Source organism: Roseateles sp. P1_C6 (assembly GCF_056406315.1).
The window spans coordinates 544520-559355 of the sequence record NZ_JBFUAK010000002.1; the positions used below are offsets into that span (position 1 = coordinate 544520).

At 69.4% G+C, this 14836-nt stretch carries 13 protein-coding genes; 5 read left to right on the forward strand and 8 right to left on the reverse strand.

All coding sequences use genetic code 11. The features are described 5' to 3' along the window. Window positions 1-2: 2 nt before the first annotated feature. The 4 genes from AC1D29_RS05495 to mutS form a co-directional block, all read right to left on the reverse strand. Window positions 3-1634, reverse strand: coding sequence for a CTP synthase (locus AC1D29_RS05495; RefSeq protein WP_477894967.1), 1632 nt, complete (start codon window positions 1632-1634; stop codon window positions 3-5). Window positions 1635-1691: 57 nt separating this feature from the next. Next, on the reverse strand, window positions 1692-2495 hold the full coding sequence (locus tag AC1D29_RS05500) for an alpha/beta fold hydrolase (protein ID WP_477894969.1): 804 nt from the start codon (window positions 2493-2495) through the stop codon (window positions 1692-1694). 72 nt (window positions 2496-2567) lie between these two features. Beyond that, the gene (locus tag AC1D29_RS05505) at window positions 2568-3386 is read right to left on the reverse strand and encodes a substrate-binding periplasmic protein (protein WP_477894971.1); all 819 of its coding nucleotides are present in this window, start codon (window positions 3384-3386) and stop codon (window positions 2568-2570) included. A gap of 4 nt (window positions 3387-3390) precedes the next feature. After that, complete coding sequence (gene mutS, locus AC1D29_RS05510) at window positions 3391-5952, reverse strand: DNA mismatch repair protein MutS (RefSeq protein ID WP_477894973.1); 2562 nt, start codon at window positions 5950-5952, stop codon at window positions 3391-3393. A gap of 93 nt (window positions 5953-6045) precedes the next feature. Between mutS and AC1D29_RS05515 the strand changes: the two genes are divergently transcribed. Beyond that, window positions 6046-7107 carry a hypothetical protein gene (locus AC1D29_RS05515; RefSeq protein ID WP_477894975.1) on the forward strand — a complete coding sequence of 354 codons (1062 nt, stop codon included), beginning with the start codon at window positions 6046-6048 and terminating at the stop codon, window positions 7105-7107. On the opposite strand, the gene AC1D29_RS05520 is transcribed toward AC1D29_RS05515, so the two are convergent. Further along, window positions 7104-8066: a Bug family tripartite tricarboxylate transporter substrate binding protein gene (locus tag AC1D29_RS05520; RefSeq protein WP_477894977.1), complete on the reverse strand. Its 963-nt coding sequence runs from the start codon at window positions 8064-8066 to the stop codon at window positions 7104-7106. The two genes, AC1D29_RS05515 and AC1D29_RS05520, sit on opposite strands and share 4 nt — an antisense overlap. Beyond that, window positions 8059-8979: a LysR family transcriptional regulator gene (locus AC1D29_RS05525; RefSeq protein ID WP_477894979.1), complete on the reverse strand. Its 921-nt coding sequence runs from the start codon at window positions 8977-8979 to the stop codon at window positions 8059-8061. Before AC1D29_RS05525 ends, AC1D29_RS05520 begins: the two co-directional genes overlap by 8 nt. A 151-nt stretch (window positions 8980-9130) precedes the next feature. Here AC1D29_RS05525 and AC1D29_RS05530 point away from each other — a divergent pair, with 151 nt between their 5' ends. Next, window positions 9131-10198, forward strand: coding sequence for a porin (locus AC1D29_RS05530; protein ID WP_477894981.1), 1068 nt, complete (start codon window positions 9131-9133; stop codon window positions 10196-10198). A 23-nt stretch (window positions 10199-10221) separates the two neighbouring features. Next, on the forward strand, window positions 10222-11577 hold the full coding sequence (locus tag AC1D29_RS05535; RefSeq protein WP_477895167.1) for a hypothetical protein: 1356 nt from the start codon (window positions 10222-10224) through the stop codon (window positions 11575-11577). A gap of 113 nt (window positions 11578-11690) precedes the next feature. Here AC1D29_RS05535 and AC1D29_RS05540 read toward each other — a convergent pair whose 3' ends face one another. Together AC1D29_RS05540 and AC1D29_RS05545 are read right to left on the reverse strand one after the other, a co-directional pair. Then, window positions 11691-12005 (reverse strand): energy transducer TonB, encoded by a 315-nt coding sequence (locus AC1D29_RS05540; RefSeq protein ID WP_477894983.1) that lies wholly within the window; start codon window positions 12003-12005, stop codon window positions 11691-11693. A 222-nt stretch (window positions 12006-12227) separates the two neighbouring features. Continuing rightward, window positions 12228-13160 (reverse strand): inositol monophosphatase family protein, encoded by a 933-nt coding sequence (locus tag AC1D29_RS05545; protein WP_477894985.1) that lies wholly within the window; start codon window positions 13158-13160, stop codon window positions 12228-12230. 109 nt (window positions 13161-13269) lie between these two features. Here AC1D29_RS05545 and AC1D29_RS05550 point away from each other — a divergent pair, with 109 nt between their 5' ends. Both AC1D29_RS05550 and cysE read left to right on the forward strand, forming a co-directional pair. After that, window positions 13270-14007 (forward strand): RNA methyltransferase, encoded by a 738-nt coding sequence (locus AC1D29_RS05550; protein ID WP_477894987.1) that lies wholly within the window; start codon window positions 13270-13272, stop codon window positions 14005-14007. Between the two features lie 38 nt (window positions 14008-14045). Next, on the forward strand, window positions 14046-14822 hold the full coding sequence (gene cysE, locus AC1D29_RS05555) for a serine O-acetyltransferase (RefSeq protein WP_477894989.1): 777 nt from the start codon (window positions 14046-14048) through the stop codon (window positions 14820-14822). Window positions 14823-14836: the final 14 nt, after the last annotated feature.

The window sequence follows — 14836 nt, forward strand, 5'->3', positions numbered from 1 at the left end:
GATCAGGCCTTCTGATGGTGTTCCAGCGCGGCCTTGATGAAGGCCGTGAACAGGGGATGGCCGCCCCAGGGCGTCGACTTGAACTCGGGGTGGAACTGCACGCCGACGAACCAGGGGTGCACCTCGCGCGGCAGCTCGACCATCTCGGTCAGCTTTTCGCGTTGCGTGATGGCCGAGATGACGAGGCCGGCCTTCTGCAGACGGTCCAGGTAATGCTCGTTGGCTTCGTAGCGGTGGCGGTGGCGCTCGGTGACGACCTTGCCGTAGATGTCCGCGGCCAGCGTGCCGACCTTCACGTCCGAGCTTTGCGCGCCCAGGCGCATCGTGCCGCCGAGGTCGCTCTTCTCATCGCGCTTCTGGATGCTGCCGTCGGCGTCCTGCCACTCGTCGATCAGCGCGATGACGGGGTGGGGCGTCTCGGGGTCGAACTCGGTGGAGTTGGCGTTGTCCAGGCCGGCCATGTGGCGGGCGTACTCGATGGTCGCGACCTGCATGCCCAGGCAGATGCCCAGGTAGGGCAGCTTGTGCTCGCGGGCGTACTGCGCTGCCAGGATCTTGCCTTCCACACCGCGCTTGCCGAAGCCGCCGGGCACCAGGATGGCGTCGTAGGCGCTCAGCGTGCCGACCGTCTCGGGCGTCAGCGTCTCGCTGTCGACGTATTCGATCTTCACGCCGGCGTGGTTGTGGATGCCGGCGTGGCGAAGCGCTTCGTTGAGCGACTTGTACGAGTCCGACAGGTCGGTGTACTTGCCGCACATGGCGATCTTGACCTCGGTCTTGGGGTTCTCCACCTCGTAGACCAGCGTGTCCCAGCGCTTCAGGTCGGCGCTCTTGGTGTTGAGCTGCAGCTTGGTGCAGATCAGCTGGTCCAGCCCCTGCTCGTGCAGCACGCGCGGCACCTTGTAGATGGTGTTCACGTCCCACATCGAGATGACGCCGTACTCCGCGACGTTGGTGAACAGCGAGATCTTCTCGCGCTCGTCGTCGGGGATGCGGCGGTCGGCGCGGCACAGCAGCGCGTCGGGCTGAATGCCGATCTCGCGCAGCTTCTGCACCGTGTGCTGGGTGGGCTTGGTCTTGAGCTCACCGGCGGCGGCGATGAAGGGCACGTAGGTCAGGTGCACGAAGGCCGTGTTGGTCGGGCCGGCGCGCAGGCTCATCTGGCGCACGGCTTCCAGGAAGGGCAGGGACTCGATGTCGCCCACCGTGCCGCCGATCTCGACGATGGCCACGTCGACGCCTTCGGCGCCGCGCTTGATGTATTCCTGGATCTCGTTGGTGATGTGCGGAATCACCTGCACCGTCTTGCCGAGGTAGTCGCCGCGGCGTTCCTTCTCCAGCACGGACTTGTAGATCTGGCCGGTGGTGAAGTTGTTGGTGCGCTTCATCCGGGTCGTGATGAAGCGTTCGTAGTGGCCCAGGTCCAGGTCGGTTTCGGCGCCGTCGTCGGTGACGAAGACCTCACCGTGCTGGAACGGCGACATCGTGCCGGGGTCGACGTTGATGTACGGGTCCAGCTTGATCAGGGTGACTTTGAGGCCGCGCGATTCGAGGATGGCAGCCAGGGAGGCCGACGCGATGCCCTTGCCCAAGGAGGACACCACACCGCCGGTGACGAAGACGTATTTGGTCATGTCTTGCAGCACGCAGAACAGCATGCTGAGGTGGAAATTGCGATTGTACGAGACACCTCAGGACGGCTTCAGCAACTCCAGCACAAGGTCGGCCGTCTCGTCCGGTTTCTCGAATGGAAAGAGGTGCGAGCCCTCCATCCAGCGCCAGTTCTCACCGGCCAGCTTCATGGATGCCGCAGCACCCGCCTGGCGCAGTTCCGCCGAGCGCGTGCCGCCGACGAAAGCGACCGGGCATTGCGGCGGGCGCAGGCGCAGCAGCAGCGGCAGGTGGTGGGGCAGCGTGCGGTAGACATGCGCCTCGACCTCGCGGCGAAAGCGCAGCTGAACCTGGCCGCCGGCCTCCTCGAAGCCGGCGACGACATAGTCGGCCAGCACGCGCGGGTCCCAGCGGGAGAACAGCTTCTTGGCCGAGAAGTGCGCGTGCACGGCCTCGCGGCTGGGCCAGCTGTGACGGCGCTCGCGGGCGATCTTGGACGGGCCGTAGCGGTGGATCAGCCCCGTCGTCTTGGCCATCGCCACCGCGGCTGCCTTCATGCCGGCGACGACGGGCGAGTCCAGCATCACCAGCCGGCTCACCAGGTCCGGCCGGCGGCAGGTGGCCATCAGGCTCAGCATGCCGCCCAGCGAATGGCCGACCAGCGCGACGGGGCCGTCGGGCTTGACGTCATCCTCGATGAAGTGGATCAGCTGGTCGCGCAGGCGGCGCCAGTCGCCGGTGACCGGGAAGCGCGGGTCGTGGCCGAAGCGGTCCAGCGCCTCGACGCGCCAGCCGGCGGCGCGCCAGCGTTCGAAGAGGACGCGATAGCAGCCGGCGGGGTAGCTGTTGGCGTGGGAGAAAACGAGAGTGGGCGTTGTCGTCATGGCCTCGCAGTTTGCCTGCGCACGGTGCCGGGTTCGGCGCCGGTTCTGGCGTGGCGCTTCCAGGCGCCGCCGTCAATCGGACGGCAGTTGCAGTTGCAGCACGCGACGCTTGCCGGCGTGAATCTCGTCGAGGCTGCGCTTGAAGCTGGGAATGCTGCGGAACAGGTGGTCGAAGCTGCCATCCGCCAGGGCTGCCCGCAGGCCGCGCTCGATGCGGTCCGCCAGAGCCGGGTTGTCGCGGCTGGTGAAGAAGTAGAAGGGCACGCCGTAGTGCAGGAACAGGCTCTCCTCGATCGCCAGGCCGCTGTGCTGGCGCTGTTCGTACCAGGCCTCGTAGACGCCGCGCGGCATGTAGTCGAAGCGCTTGGCGGTCAGCATGGCGAACAGCTGTTCGTAGCCGATGGACATGACCACCGGCAGGCCATTGGCACGCAGCACGGCGGTCGATGGCCAGCCCGAGCCGGCACCGGCCGTGAAGCGGCCCAGGTCGGCCAGTGTGCGCACGGCGCGAAAGCGCGCCTGGTCGCCCTTGCGGATCAGGAAGACGCGGTAGTCGTTCAGCTCCCGCAGCAGCGAAAAGCGCACGGGCAGCAGCTCGGCCTCGCGCCTGGCGTCGCTGCCATCCCAGATCACGTTGATGGCGCCGTTGTTCTTCAGCTCGGCCAGCTGGCGCGCGCCGCTCATCGGCTCTTCGTAGGTCTGGATCTCGAAGGCCCCGTCGCTGGTGCGCGTCTTCTCCAGCGCCAGGCGCAGCAGCTGCGGGAAATAGCTCGCGTGCTCCTGCGAACTGGGCGACAGGCGCGGCACGGTGACGCGCAGCGGCTCCGCGGCCCGCGCCGAGGGTAAGGCCACGGTGGACAGCAAGGCCAATGCGGCGCGGCGCCGGGTCATGGCGTCAGCCGTTCGCCAGCCGCTTGAGTTGATACAGCGCTTCCAGCGCCTCACGCGGCGACAAGGCGTCCGGGTCGACCTTGGCCAGCGCCTGCAGCAGCTCGCTCGGCTCCGGCAGGGGCGGCGGCGCCGGCGGGGCGGCGAAGAGGTCGAACTGGTCGTCGGCCGCGTTCTGCCGCGCCTCCAGCGCTTCCAGCGTCGCGCGTGCCTGCCGCACGAGGCTGGCCGGCATGCCTGCCAGGCGCGCGACCTGCACGCCATAGCTGCGGCTGGCCGGGCCGGCCTGCAGCTCGTGCAGGAAGACGATGTCCTCGCCGCTCTCCACTGCCGACACGTGCCAGTTCTGCGCCAGCGGATGCTTGGCCGGGAACTCGGTCAGCTCGAAGTAGTGCGTGGCAAACAGCGTGAAGGCGCGCGTCTTGTCGTGCAGATGGCTGGCGATGGCCGAGGCCAGCGCCAGGCCGTCGAAGGTGGACGTGCCCCGCCCGATCTCGTCCATCAGCACCAGCGACTGGTCGGTCGCTGAGTGCAGGATGGCCGCGCCCTCGGTCATCTCGAGCATGAAGGTGGACTGCGCGTTGGCCAGGTCGTCGGCCGCGCCGATGCGGGTGTGGATGGCGTCCATCGGCCCAAGCCGGCAGCTCGTGGCGGGCACGTAGCTGCCGATGGCGGCCAGCAGCGCGATCAGCGCCACCTGGCGCATGAAGGTGCTCTTGCCGCCCATGTTCGGGCCGGTGATGACCAGCAGCCGGGTGCGCGCATCCAGCCTGCAGTCATTGGGCATGAACTCCGCGCCGCCCGTCTCATACAGGCGGGCCTGCACGACCGGGTGGCGGCCCGCCTCGATCTCCAGGCAGGGCTGGGACACGAACTCGGGGCGACACCAGTTCAGCGTGATGGCGCGTTCGGCGAGCGCGGCCAGCGCATCCAGGCCCGCAAGCGTGCGGCCCAGCGCGGTCAGCGGCTCCAGGCGGCTGATCAGCGCGTCGATGACCTGCTCGTACAGCAGCTTCTCGCGCGCCAGCGCCCGCTCGTTGGCGGACAGCGCCTTGTCCTCGAAGGCCTTCAGCTCCGGCGTGATGTAGCGCTCGGCGTTCTTCAGCGTCTGGCGGCGCTGGTAGTCCATCGGCACCTTGTCGACCTGGCCTTGCGTGACTTCGATGTAGAAGCCATGCACGCGGTTGAACTGCACGCGCAGGTTGGCGATGCCGGTGCGGGCGCGCTCGCGGGTTTCCAGGTCCAGCAGGAAGCCGTCGCAGTTCTGTTGAATGCCGCGCAACTCGTCCAGCTCGGCGTCGAATCCATCGGCGATGACGCCACCGTCGCGCGTCAGGATAGCCGGCTCCAGCGCGATGGCGCGCTCCAGCAGTTCGAGGATGTCGCCGGGCGGATTCATCGCCGCGTCGCGCAGGGCCGCAGGCGTGGCCGCACGCAGTTGCGGCAGCGCCTGCAGCGTCGCGCGGATGCCGGTCAGCTCGCGCGGCCGCACCTGGCGCAGCGCGATGCGGGCCGAGATGCGTTCCACGTCGCTGACCGACTTCAGCGCCTCCCGCAGCGGCTCGAAGCCTTCCGCGTGCAGCGCGGCAATCGCGTTGTGGCGCGAGACAGCTTCGGCGCGCTCGCGCTTGGGATGCAGCAGCCACTGGCGCAGCGTGCGGCTGCCCATGCCGCTCTTGCAGGTGTCCAGCAGCGAGAACAGGGTGGGGCTGGTTTCACCGCGCAGCGTCTGCACCAGCTCCAGGTTGCGCTGCGTGGCAGGCGGCAGGTCCAGCAGGTCGCTGGCGCGCTGCACGCGCAAGGACCGCACGTGGGCCAGCGCGCGGCCCTGCGTGTGCTCGGCGAATGCCAGCAGTGCGCTGCCGGCGGCGTGGGCCAGCGTCAGCTCGTGGGCGTTGAAGCCTTGCAGGCTGGCCACGGCCAACTGCTCGCACAGCTTGCGGTTGCCCAGGGCGCCGTCGAACTGCCAGCTCGGCCGGTTGGTGACCGGAAAACGCGCCTTCATGACGCCGGCTGGCTGCTGCTCGCGGTTGACCAGGATCTCCGCCGGCGACAGCCGCGCCAGCCAGGCCGGCAATTCCACGTCGCTGCATTCGGCCAGGCCGATCTCGCCTTGCGTCAGCGACAGCCACGCGAGGCCATGCCGGCGGCCGTGGCCGGACACGGCCAGCAGCACGGCGTCCTGCTTGTCGGCCAGCAGCTCGGTGTCGGTGATGGTGCCCGGTGTGACGACGCGCACCACCTTGCGCTCCACCGGCCCCTTGCTGGCGCCGACCTCGCCCACCTGCTCGGCAATCGCGACCGCCTCGCCCAGCTTGATGAGCTTGGCGAGATAACTCTCCAGCGCATGCACCGGCACGCCGGCCATGACGACGGGCTGGCCGGCGCTCTGGCCGCGCTGCGTCAGCGTGATGTCCAGCAGCGCATTGCACTTGCGCGCGTCGTCGTAGAAGACCTCGTAGAAGTCGCCCATCCGGTACAGCAGCAGCGTGTCCGGGAAGTCGGCTTTCAGGCCCAGGTACTGGGCCATCATGGGCGTGTGGGCGCTGAAGTCAGCGGGCTGGGTCATCGGCGTCGGGGCAAATAGCAAAGCCCCCCGGCGGAGGGCTTCAGAATGGGCGGCAGTTTACGCGGCGGCCGGTGCCGACCCAGGGAGACGCGGATGAACAAGGCTTTGCTGATCGGCCTCGCGCTGACGGCTTTCAATGGCGTGGCAGCCCATGCCGCCGAACCCTCGTTGTGCACGCGGCTGGCCGATGAGGCCAGGCGGGCGCCTGCCGCGACCTGGGCGGCGCCCGATCCGCTGGCGGCCTGGGTGAAGCCGGCAGGGGATGCGGCGCCGTCGCCCACCGTGACCGCGTTGGCAAACGACGCGCGCTGGCGCGACCTGCTCGCCGCGTCCGAAGCGCAGCCCATGGGCGTGCAACATCTGGACGGCGCGCCGGTCTACCTCGTCGAAGACTTCGCGGGTACGGCCCATTGCCAATCGCTGGTGCTGGTCGAGGCAACCCCTGGCAAGCCCGCGCGGCAGCTGAAGCCGCCGTTCGACCTGCAACGCATGGGCCTGTGCATGACCCAGTCGGCCCGCTTCGCCAAGGTGCTCGACCAGCCGGCCTTCATCGCGGGTGGCGCGCCGTCCATGGTCAGCCCGGACCTGAACTACCGCATTGCGGCCTGGACAGGGCAGGGCTGGGGGCGGGCTTGCAGCGTGAAGCTGCGGCGCAGCACGGCCATGACGCTGGCGCAGCGCTTCTGCGCGCCCGGGGACAAGGTCTGCGCCGCCGGCGAGCCACTGGCGGAAAGGCTCGCCCGGGCCTACGAGGCAGACCGCGCCGCCAAGACGCCACTCGACGACAAGGCCTTCACCGACGGCCGCGCACCCGACGCCGCCGTGGTGGCCGCGCTGAACCCGCCGCTGGCCACGCCGGGGGCGATTGGCGACATGAACCCGCCGTTCCCGCTGTTCGGTGCCGACGAAAAGCGGCTGGATCCGATGCTGACGGTCTTCTCCAACGGCGACCCGCGCCGCCTGCCGGTGTTCGTCGACGGCCGCTGGTGGCTGGCTGTCGTGGGCCGCGCGGGCGTGGGCTGGCGCGAGGGCGATGCCGTGCTGGTCGCGCTGTTCAAGCCGCCGGGTCGGCCGGGCGACGGCGTGGCGTCATACCAGTTCCGGCTGCAGCCCGCGGGGTTGCGGAGCGCTGTAGCGGCCGACGAACGGCGCTAGTCCGCCGGCACCCGCAGCGCCCGTTCGCGCTCCCTGGCGATGCGCACCGCGAAATCGGCCGCGCTGCCGCCGGTGGGCAGGTTGCTGACGTCCAGGATCCTGGCGCGGATCTCGGGTTGGCGCAGCGCCTCGTTGACGACGCTGTTGATCAGCCGCAGCCGCTCCTGCGGCACGCCGCGCGGTGCGAACAGGCCGAAGGTCGAGACGAGGTTGGCCTCCGGGAACCCCAGCTCCGCCAGCGTCGGCACGTCGGGCAGCACGGGCAGACGCACGGGTGAGCCGATGGCCAGCGCCTTGAGCTGGCCCTGGCGCACGAATTGCAGCTGCTGCGCGGCCACGTTGGACGACAGCAGTTCGAACTGCCCGCCCAGCGCGTCGGTCAACTGCTGGCCGCCGCCCTTGTAGGGGATGTGGATGATGTCCACACCCGCCCCGGCGCGGATCTGCGCCAGCACCACGTGCCCCACGGTCGCCCGGCCGGATGTGGCCCAGCGCAGCCGCCCCGGCGCGGCGCGCGCGGCCGCGAGCATGGCGGCGAAGTTCGCCGGCTTGAACGACGGATGGGCCAGCACCAGCACGGGCGTGTCCATCAGGCTGACCACCGGCACGACGTCGCGCAGCGGGAACTCGTTCACCCGGCCCGAAGGCGCCGAGGCCGACGCCGCCGGCGCGAAGACCAGCGGCGAGATCGCGCAATAGGCCAGCGTGTGGCCATCGGGCGCAGCGTGGGCGAGCGCCTCCAGCGCCAGCAGGCCGCCCGCGCCGGCGCGGTTCTCGACCAGGACGGGCACCTTCAGCCGCGCGCTGAGGAAGTGCCCGAGCACGCGCGCCATGTCGTCGCTGACGCCACCCGGCGGGTAGGCCACGATCAGGTGGATGGGCCGCGTGGGCCAGGGCTCGGGTTGCGAGAACGCCGCGCCGGAGACCGCGCCGAACGCCAGCAGCGTGCGTCTATGCATCTCGGTAGGTGCTGGCGATGCGGCGGGCCAGCGCCAGGAAGGTGGCCGTCGGGCCTTCCTGGTCATGGGTGCGGTAGGCCAGCGTCAGCGGTGCCTCCAGTGGCGCGTGCTTCTGCAGGGGCCGGAACACGATGGAGTGCGAATGCATGCCGCGCATGGAGGCGGGCACGACGGAGATGCCGGCGCCGGCCGCGACCAGGTTGAGGTTGGTCATCATGCGGTCGACCTCGATGAAGCTGCGCGGCTTGACGCCGTCGCGCTCGCACAGCGCCAGGAAGTTGGCGTACAGCCCCGGCGCGCCGGGGCGGCGCACGAGGATGAGGTCTTCGTCCTGCAGCTCGGCCAGCGGCACCGGCGTGGTCGCCGCGCGCGGCACGGCCGCCAGACGGTGGTCCAGCGGCAGGGCCAGCAGCGCGGGCTCGGTCAGCAGCGTCTCGAAGCTCAAGCCCTCGGGCTGCGCCACCGGCACGCGCAGGAAGCCGCAGTGCAGCTTGCCCTTGGCAATCGCCTCGATGAGGCCGGCGGCGTTGTCCTCGGTCATCGTCAGCGCGATGCCCGGCTGCTCGCTGCGGCAGGCACGCAGCACCGCCGGCGTGAAGGCATGTGCGGCGGCGCTGCTGGTGAAGCCGATGGTCAGCAGGCCGTACTGGCCGCCGGCCAGGCGCTCCATGCGATCGCGCATGTCGGTGAAGTCGCGCAGCAGCCGCCTGGACTCATCCAGGAACTGCCGGCCACCGTCGGTGAGGCTCACGCCCTTGGGATGGCGGTGCAGCAGCGCGAGGCCCAGCTCCTGCTCCAGCGCCTTGATCTGCTGGCTCAGCGGCGGCTGCTGCATGCCCAGCAGCGCCGCGGCGCGGGTCATGTGGCCGGTCTCGGCGACCGTCACGAAATAGCGCAGCTGCCGCAAGTCCATGGCTGTTTGTCTCCATATCTAAAACGTCTTGTGATCTGCCATCGAGTGTATTTGACGCTATGGAGTCCGGTCACTAAGGTCCGCCCCGGATTCACAGCCAAGCAGCACGAGCGGTGCTGGCGAGGCAACACAACAACGACGGAGACAAACGATGAAGACCAGAATTTCGAGGGTGACCTTCCTGGCGCTGGCCGCCGCCACGGCGGGTGTGCAGGCGCAGACCGGCAGCGTTCAGCTGTTCGGCCTGCTGGACGTGGGCGTGCAGATGCTGAAGTCCAGCGGCACGGACCGGCGCTTCCTGCTCAACAGCGACGGCAACACGTCCAGCCGTTTCGGCGTGCGCGGCACGGAGGACCTGGGTGGCGGGCTGAAGGCCGGCTTCTGGCTGGAGTCGGCCGTGGCCGTGGACGACGGCACCAGCGGCGCGACCAGCACCAACAACAAGGACTCGGTCAGCGGCGGCCTGACCTGGGGGCGGCGTGCGACGCTGCAGCTGGCCGGCCCCTGGGGGGAGCTGCGGCTGGGCCGCGACTACGTGCCGTCGTTCGGCAACCTGACAACGTCCATGCATCCCTTCGGCACCAATGGCGTCGGCAGCTCGGGCCTGATGTTCTATCCGGTGCCGGCCGGCGGCACGACGGCGCGCACCAATGTGCGGGCGTCCAACTCCGTCGGCTATTTCCTGCCCTCGGACCTTGGCGGCCTCTACGGTCACCTGATGCTGGCGCTGGGCGAGCAGGGCGATGGGCCGACGCACAAGGACGGTCAATTGCAGGGCATCCGCCTGGGCTGGCGCAACGAGGCCTTCAACGGCTCGGCGGCGATCTCGCGCACCCGCTACGCGACCGGCAACTACACACAGAGCAATGTCGGCGTGTCCTACCAGTGGGGCCCGGCGCGGCTGATGGGCCTGTGGGGGCAGAACAAGGTCGGCATCACGAAGACGGTGGCGCGCATGGTCGGCACGCAATGGCAGGTGGGGCCGCAGGGCGAGATCCGTTTCGCCTACACGCGGCTGAGCGCGACCAACGTGGCCAGCGACGCGACCCATATCGCGCTGGGCTATGTGCACGAGCTGTCCAAGCGCACGGCCCTCTACGGCAACGTGGCGCGCATCGACAACAAGCCTCCCGGCGTGCGCTTCAACGTGGGCCTGGCGCCCACGGTGCCGGGCGGCGACAGCGGCGGTGCTGAGCTCGGCATCCGCCACACTTTCTGACCAGGAACGGGCCGCACATGAGGATGACGATGATGAAACGGAGCGCTGCCTCGGTGGCGTTGTGGCTGGCCGGCCTGTCGGCCGCCAGTGCGAAGACGCCGGACGCAGCGACGTTCGACATGGCGGCCGAGGCCGCGCCGGCGCCGACCGCATGTCCGGCCGGCGTCGGCGAGGGCACGACCTGCCTGGCCGGGCGGGACAGCGCCGGCGCCTTCTACCTGATCGCCATGCCCAAGGCGTGGAACGGCGATCTCGTCGTTCATGCGCATGGCGGCCCCTTCCTGGGCGCACCGACGGCCAAGCGCGTGGCGGAGGACCTGGAGCGCTGGTCCGTCATGCCGCGGCTGGGCTATGCCTGGGCGGCGTCCAGCTACCGGCAGGGCGGCGTGGCCGTCACGGCCGCGGCGCAGGACAGCGAGCGGCTGCGCCGCCTGTTCATCGCCAAGGTGGCCCAGCCCCGGCATGTCTATCTGCACGGTCAGTCCTGGGGCGCGAGCGTGGCGGCCAAGGGCGCCGAGCTCTTTGCCGACGGCAAACCCTACGACGCGGTGCTGCTGACGGCCGGCGTGCTGGGCGGCGCCACGCGCAGCTACGACTTCCGGCTCGACCTGCGCGTCGTCTACCAGCACCTGTGCCACAACCATCCGCTGCCGGAGGAGCCGCAGTACCCGCTGAACATCGGCCTGCCGCTGGACGCGAAGCTGACGCAAGCCGAGCTGGCGCGGCGGGTGGACGACTGCCTGGGCCTGGACAAGCCGGCGGCGCAGCGCACGCCGGAGCAGGCGACCAGGGTCAAGACCATCGTCGACGTGATCCACATCCCGGAGCGCAGCATTGGCGCGCATCTGAACTGGGCCACCTGGCACTTCCAGGACATCGCCTTCAAGCGCACCGGCGGCGCCAGCCCCTTCGGCAACAACGGCGTCGCGTATGCGGGCTCGGCGGACGATGCGGCGCTGAATGCCGGCGTGGCGCGCTACACAGCCGATGCGAAGGCGGTGGCCACGCTGGCGGCCGATGCCGATCTGGGCGGCCGCATCCCGGTGCCCGTGCTGACGGTGCACGCCATCCACGACGGCACGGCCATGGTCGAGCTGCAGGACAGTTTTGGCCGCACGATGGCGGCCGCAGGCCGTGGTGAGGCACTGGTGCAGACCTACACCGGCGACCGCGACCACAGCTATCTCAGTGACCCGACCTATGCGGCGCTGATGGAGGCTTTGTCGGCGTGGGCGACCCAGGGCCGGAAGCCCACGCCGGAGGGCATTGCCGCCGGCTGCGAGCAGGCCAAAGCCACGTTGGGTTCGACCTGTCGCGTCGAGCCGACCTACCGTCCCAAACCGCTGGACACCCGCGTACCGACGCGTGGGAAGCCATAAACAAACAAGGCCCGCAACGCGGGCCTTGTTTCTTGCTCATGCCAGCCGGCATGCATGCCGGCTGTCTTTCGGCAGGCGTCGGACAGTCCGCAGGGGCTGTCCTCGGTCCCGCCTCAGTCTTCCGACTTGAACACCAGCTTGACTTCGTGCGTCTGAGCGGCGCCGGTGCCTTCGAACTTCCACTGGCTCAGCGCGTCGATGGCGGCGCGGTCGAACACGCGCTTGGGTTCGGCTTCGACGATGTCGACGCCCGAGACCTTGCCGTCACCGGCGATGGTCATCTTGGCGCGGACGCTGCCGGAGTTGATGTTCTTGCGGGCGGCTTCACCGGGGTACTCGGGGGCCACCTTCTTCAGCACCTTGGCGTCAGCATGAGCCAGGGTTGCAGCGGCGACGAGAGCGAGGGCGAGGGCGGAGCGAACGAACATCTGGATCTTTCCTTGGGCAGGTTGCGTGAAAGGGCTGCGGCATCGAGCCGCGTTGCTTCGCATTCTGGCCAGTCCATCCCCCACGGTTAAGGGGTTTGGCCGTGCACAAGTCACGCCTGCAGGGGCGGGTTCACCCGTGGGTGAAGACGTTGCCAACTCCTTCACGGCCAAAAGCGACGAAGCCCTCGCGAGGAGGGCTTCGTCGAACGCTGCGTTGTCGGGTCAGACCGGCGCTTCGTCGCCGTCGTTCTTCTTGATGCGCACGGCCGCGCGCTTCTTGGCCACGGGGGGCGGTGCGGCCTCTGCGGCGGCGGGCGCCGTCGCCGGTGCGCTGTCCTCTTCCTTGATCACCCGCGTGTAGGGCGCCAGGATCGTCACGAGCTGGCCGTAGATCTTGGGGTTGCCGGCGACCACTTCGCGCTGGTGCAGGAAGTCGCTCTCGCCGGTGAAGTTGCCGATCAGGCCACCCGCCTCGGTGATGATCAGCGAGCCGGCGGCGACGTCCCAGGGCTGCAGCCCGGTCTCGAAGAAGGCGTCGTAATGGCCGGCGGCGACGTAGCAGAGATCCAGCGCGGCGGCGCCCGGGCGGCGCAGGCCGGCGCAGACCTGCATGACGTCCTCGAACATCTTCACATAGCGCTTGAAGTTGTCGCCGCGGCGGAACGGGAAGCCGGTGCCGATCAGCGAGTCGCTCATGCGGGTGCGCTTGGACACGCGCAGGCGGCGGTCGTTCAGGAAGGCGCCGCGGCCCTTGGTGGCGTAGAAGAGGTCGTTGCGGGTCGGGTCGTAGACGACGGCCTGCTGCACGACGCCGCGGTGGGCCAGCGCGATGGACACGCAGTACACCGGCAGGCCGTGGATGAAGTTGGTGGTGCCGTCCAGCGGATCGATGATCCAGACGTACTCGGAATGCTTGGCGCCGTGAGTGCGGCCCGACTCTTCGGCAAGGATGCCGTGGTCCGGGTAGGCGCCCAGCAGCGTCTCGATGATCACCCCTTCTGCGGCGTGGTCGACCTCGGTGACGAAGTCGTTCGGGCTCTTGGTGTTGATGCGCAGAGCTTCGAGATCCAGCGAGGCGCGGTTGATGATGGCGCCAGCCGTACGCGCCGCCTTGATGGCGACATTGAGCATGGGATGGTGAGACGTTTGCAGCATGCGTGGCACTCGCTGAGAAGAAGGGGCTGACAGGAGGAAAGAGCGGCGGGACGGCTGAGGGCTGGCCCGGATAATCGCGCGATTCTAGCCGCAGCCCCAGTAGAAACCCGTGGAATCCACACGCTTCATCCTCATCAACACCAGCCATGCGGGCAACGTCGGCGCGACCGCGCGGGCGATGAAGGTGATGGGTTTCCGTGACTTGGTGCTGGTGGCGCCGCGCTTTGCCGACGTGTTGTGCCACGAGGAGGCCGTGGCCATGGCCAGTGGCGCGGCCGACATCCTGGCGCGGGCCCGCGTCGTCGCCACGCTGACCGAGGCGCTGGACGGCGTGGACTACGCCTGCGCGACCGCGATGACGCCGCGCGACTTCGGCCCGCCCACGCGCGAACCCCGCGCGCTGTTCGCCGAACTGGCCGCCCGCGAGGCCGCGCCGCGCCTGGCGCTGGTGTTCGGCTCCGAGCGCTACGGCATGAGCAACGAGGACGTCTACCGCTGCCACGCCGTGCTCAGCATCCCGACGCACCCGGACTATGGCTCGCTGAACCTGGCCCAGGCCGTGCAGCTGCTGGCCTACGACCTGCGCCAGGCCGTCGGCGGCTTCGGCGTGCAGGCGCGGACTGCTGACGCCGAACTGGCCGACGCGCGCGCGGTCCAGGGGCTGCTCGAGCACCTGCAGATGGCGCTGACCGACATCGGGTACCTCGACCCCGCCGCACCCAGGAAACTGATGCCGCGTCTGAACCAGTTGTTCAACCGCGCCGGGCTGACCAACGAGGAAGTCCACATCCTGCGCGGCATCGCGCGCCAGATCAGCAAGACCGCAGACCCAGCAGGCCCAAAGTAGGCCTCCTACACTGGCGCGCCTTCACCCCTGGTGTCCCCATGTTCCAGCGCCTGCGCGAAGACATCGCCCTGATCCTCGAGCGCGACCCGGCCGCCCGGTCGACGTGGGAGGTGCTGACCTGTTACCCGGGGCTGCACGCGCTGATGTTCCATCGCCGCGCGAACTGGTTGTGGCGCCATGGCTTCAAGTGGGCGGCCCGCTGGTTGTCGCACTGGAGCCGCTTCCTGACCGGCATCGAGATCCACCCGGGCGCCAAGATCGGTCGCAAGGTCTTCATCGACCACGGCATGGGCATCGTCATCGGCGAGATGGCCGAGATCGGCGAGGGCTGCACCATCTATCAAGGCGTGACCCTGGGCGGCACGTCGCTGGTCAAGGGCGCCAAGCGGCATCCGACGCTCGGCCCGGGCGTCATCGTCGGGGCCAACGCCAGCGTGCTGGGCGGCTTCACGGTCGGCGCCGGTGCGCGCATCGGTTCGGGTGCGGTCGTCACCAAGCCGGTGCCCGCGGGCGCGACCGCGGTCGGCAACCCCGCCCGCATCATCGAGGCCGCCAGCGAGCAGGCGCGCGAGGAAGCGGCGGCCAAGATGGGCTTCTCGGCCTACGGCGTGACGCAGGGCGACGACCCGGTCGCGATGGCCATGCGCGGGCTCATCGACAGCGCCTCGGGCCATGAGCACCAGATCGCGCTGCTGTGGAGTGCCGTGTGCAAGCTGTCGACCCAGGCTGGCCGGCCGGTGGGCGACTGCGTGCCGGACGATGCCCAGCGCGACGAGGCCTTTGATGCCGCGGAGATGAACCGGCTCGTGAAGTAGCCGGTGCGGCGGGG

What these genes read in the sequence shown, in the direction of transcription:
- mutS (WP_477894973.1), bottom strand. Translation starts at nt 5,952, where the DNA reads ATGACCCAGCCCGCTGACTTCAGCGCCCACACGCCCATGATGGCCCAG.
- AC1D29_RS05515 (WP_477894975.1), top strand. Translation starts at nt 6,046, where the DNA reads ATGAACAAGGCTTTGCTGATCGGCCTCGCGCTGACGGCTTTCAATGGC.
- AC1D29_RS05505 (WP_477894971.1), bottom strand. Translation starts at nt 3,386, where the DNA reads ATGACCCGGCGCCGCGCCGCATTGGCCTTGCTGTCCACCGTGGCCTTA.
- AC1D29_RS05545 (WP_477894985.1), bottom strand. Translation starts at nt 13,160, where the DNA reads ATGCTGCAAACGTCTCACCATCCCATGCTCAATGTCGCCATCAAGGCG.
- AC1D29_RS05520 (WP_477894977.1), bottom strand. Translation starts at nt 8,066, where the DNA reads ATGCATAGACGCACGCTGCTGGCGTTCGGCGCGGTCTCCGGCGCGGCG.
- AC1D29_RS05530 (WP_477894981.1), top strand. Translation starts at nt 9,131, where the DNA reads ATGAAGACCAGAATTTCGAGGGTGACCTTCCTGGCGCTGGCCGCCGCC.
- AC1D29_RS05495 (WP_477894967.1), bottom strand. Translation starts at nt 1,634, where the DNA reads ATGACCAAATACGTCTTCGTCACCGGCGGTGTGGTGTCCTCCTTGGGC.
- AC1D29_RS05525 (WP_477894979.1), bottom strand. Translation starts at nt 8,979, where the DNA reads ATGGACTTGCGGCAGCTGCGCTATTTCGTGACGGTCGCCGAGACCGGC.
- AC1D29_RS05535 (WP_477895167.1), top strand. Translation starts at nt 10,222, where the DNA reads ATGACGATGATGAAACGGAGCGCTGCCTCGGTGGCGTTGTGGCTGGCC.
- cysE (WP_477894989.1), top strand. Translation starts at nt 14,046, where the DNA reads ATGTTCCAGCGCCTGCGCGAAGACATCGCCCTGATCCTCGAGCGCGAC.
- AC1D29_RS05540 (WP_477894983.1), bottom strand. Translation starts at nt 12,005, where the DNA reads ATGTTCGTTCGCTCCGCCCTCGCCCTCGCTCTCGTCGCCGCTGCAACC.
- AC1D29_RS05500 (WP_477894969.1), bottom strand. Translation starts at nt 2,495, where the DNA reads ATGACGACAACGCCCACTCTCGTTTTCTCCCACGCCAACAGCTACCCC.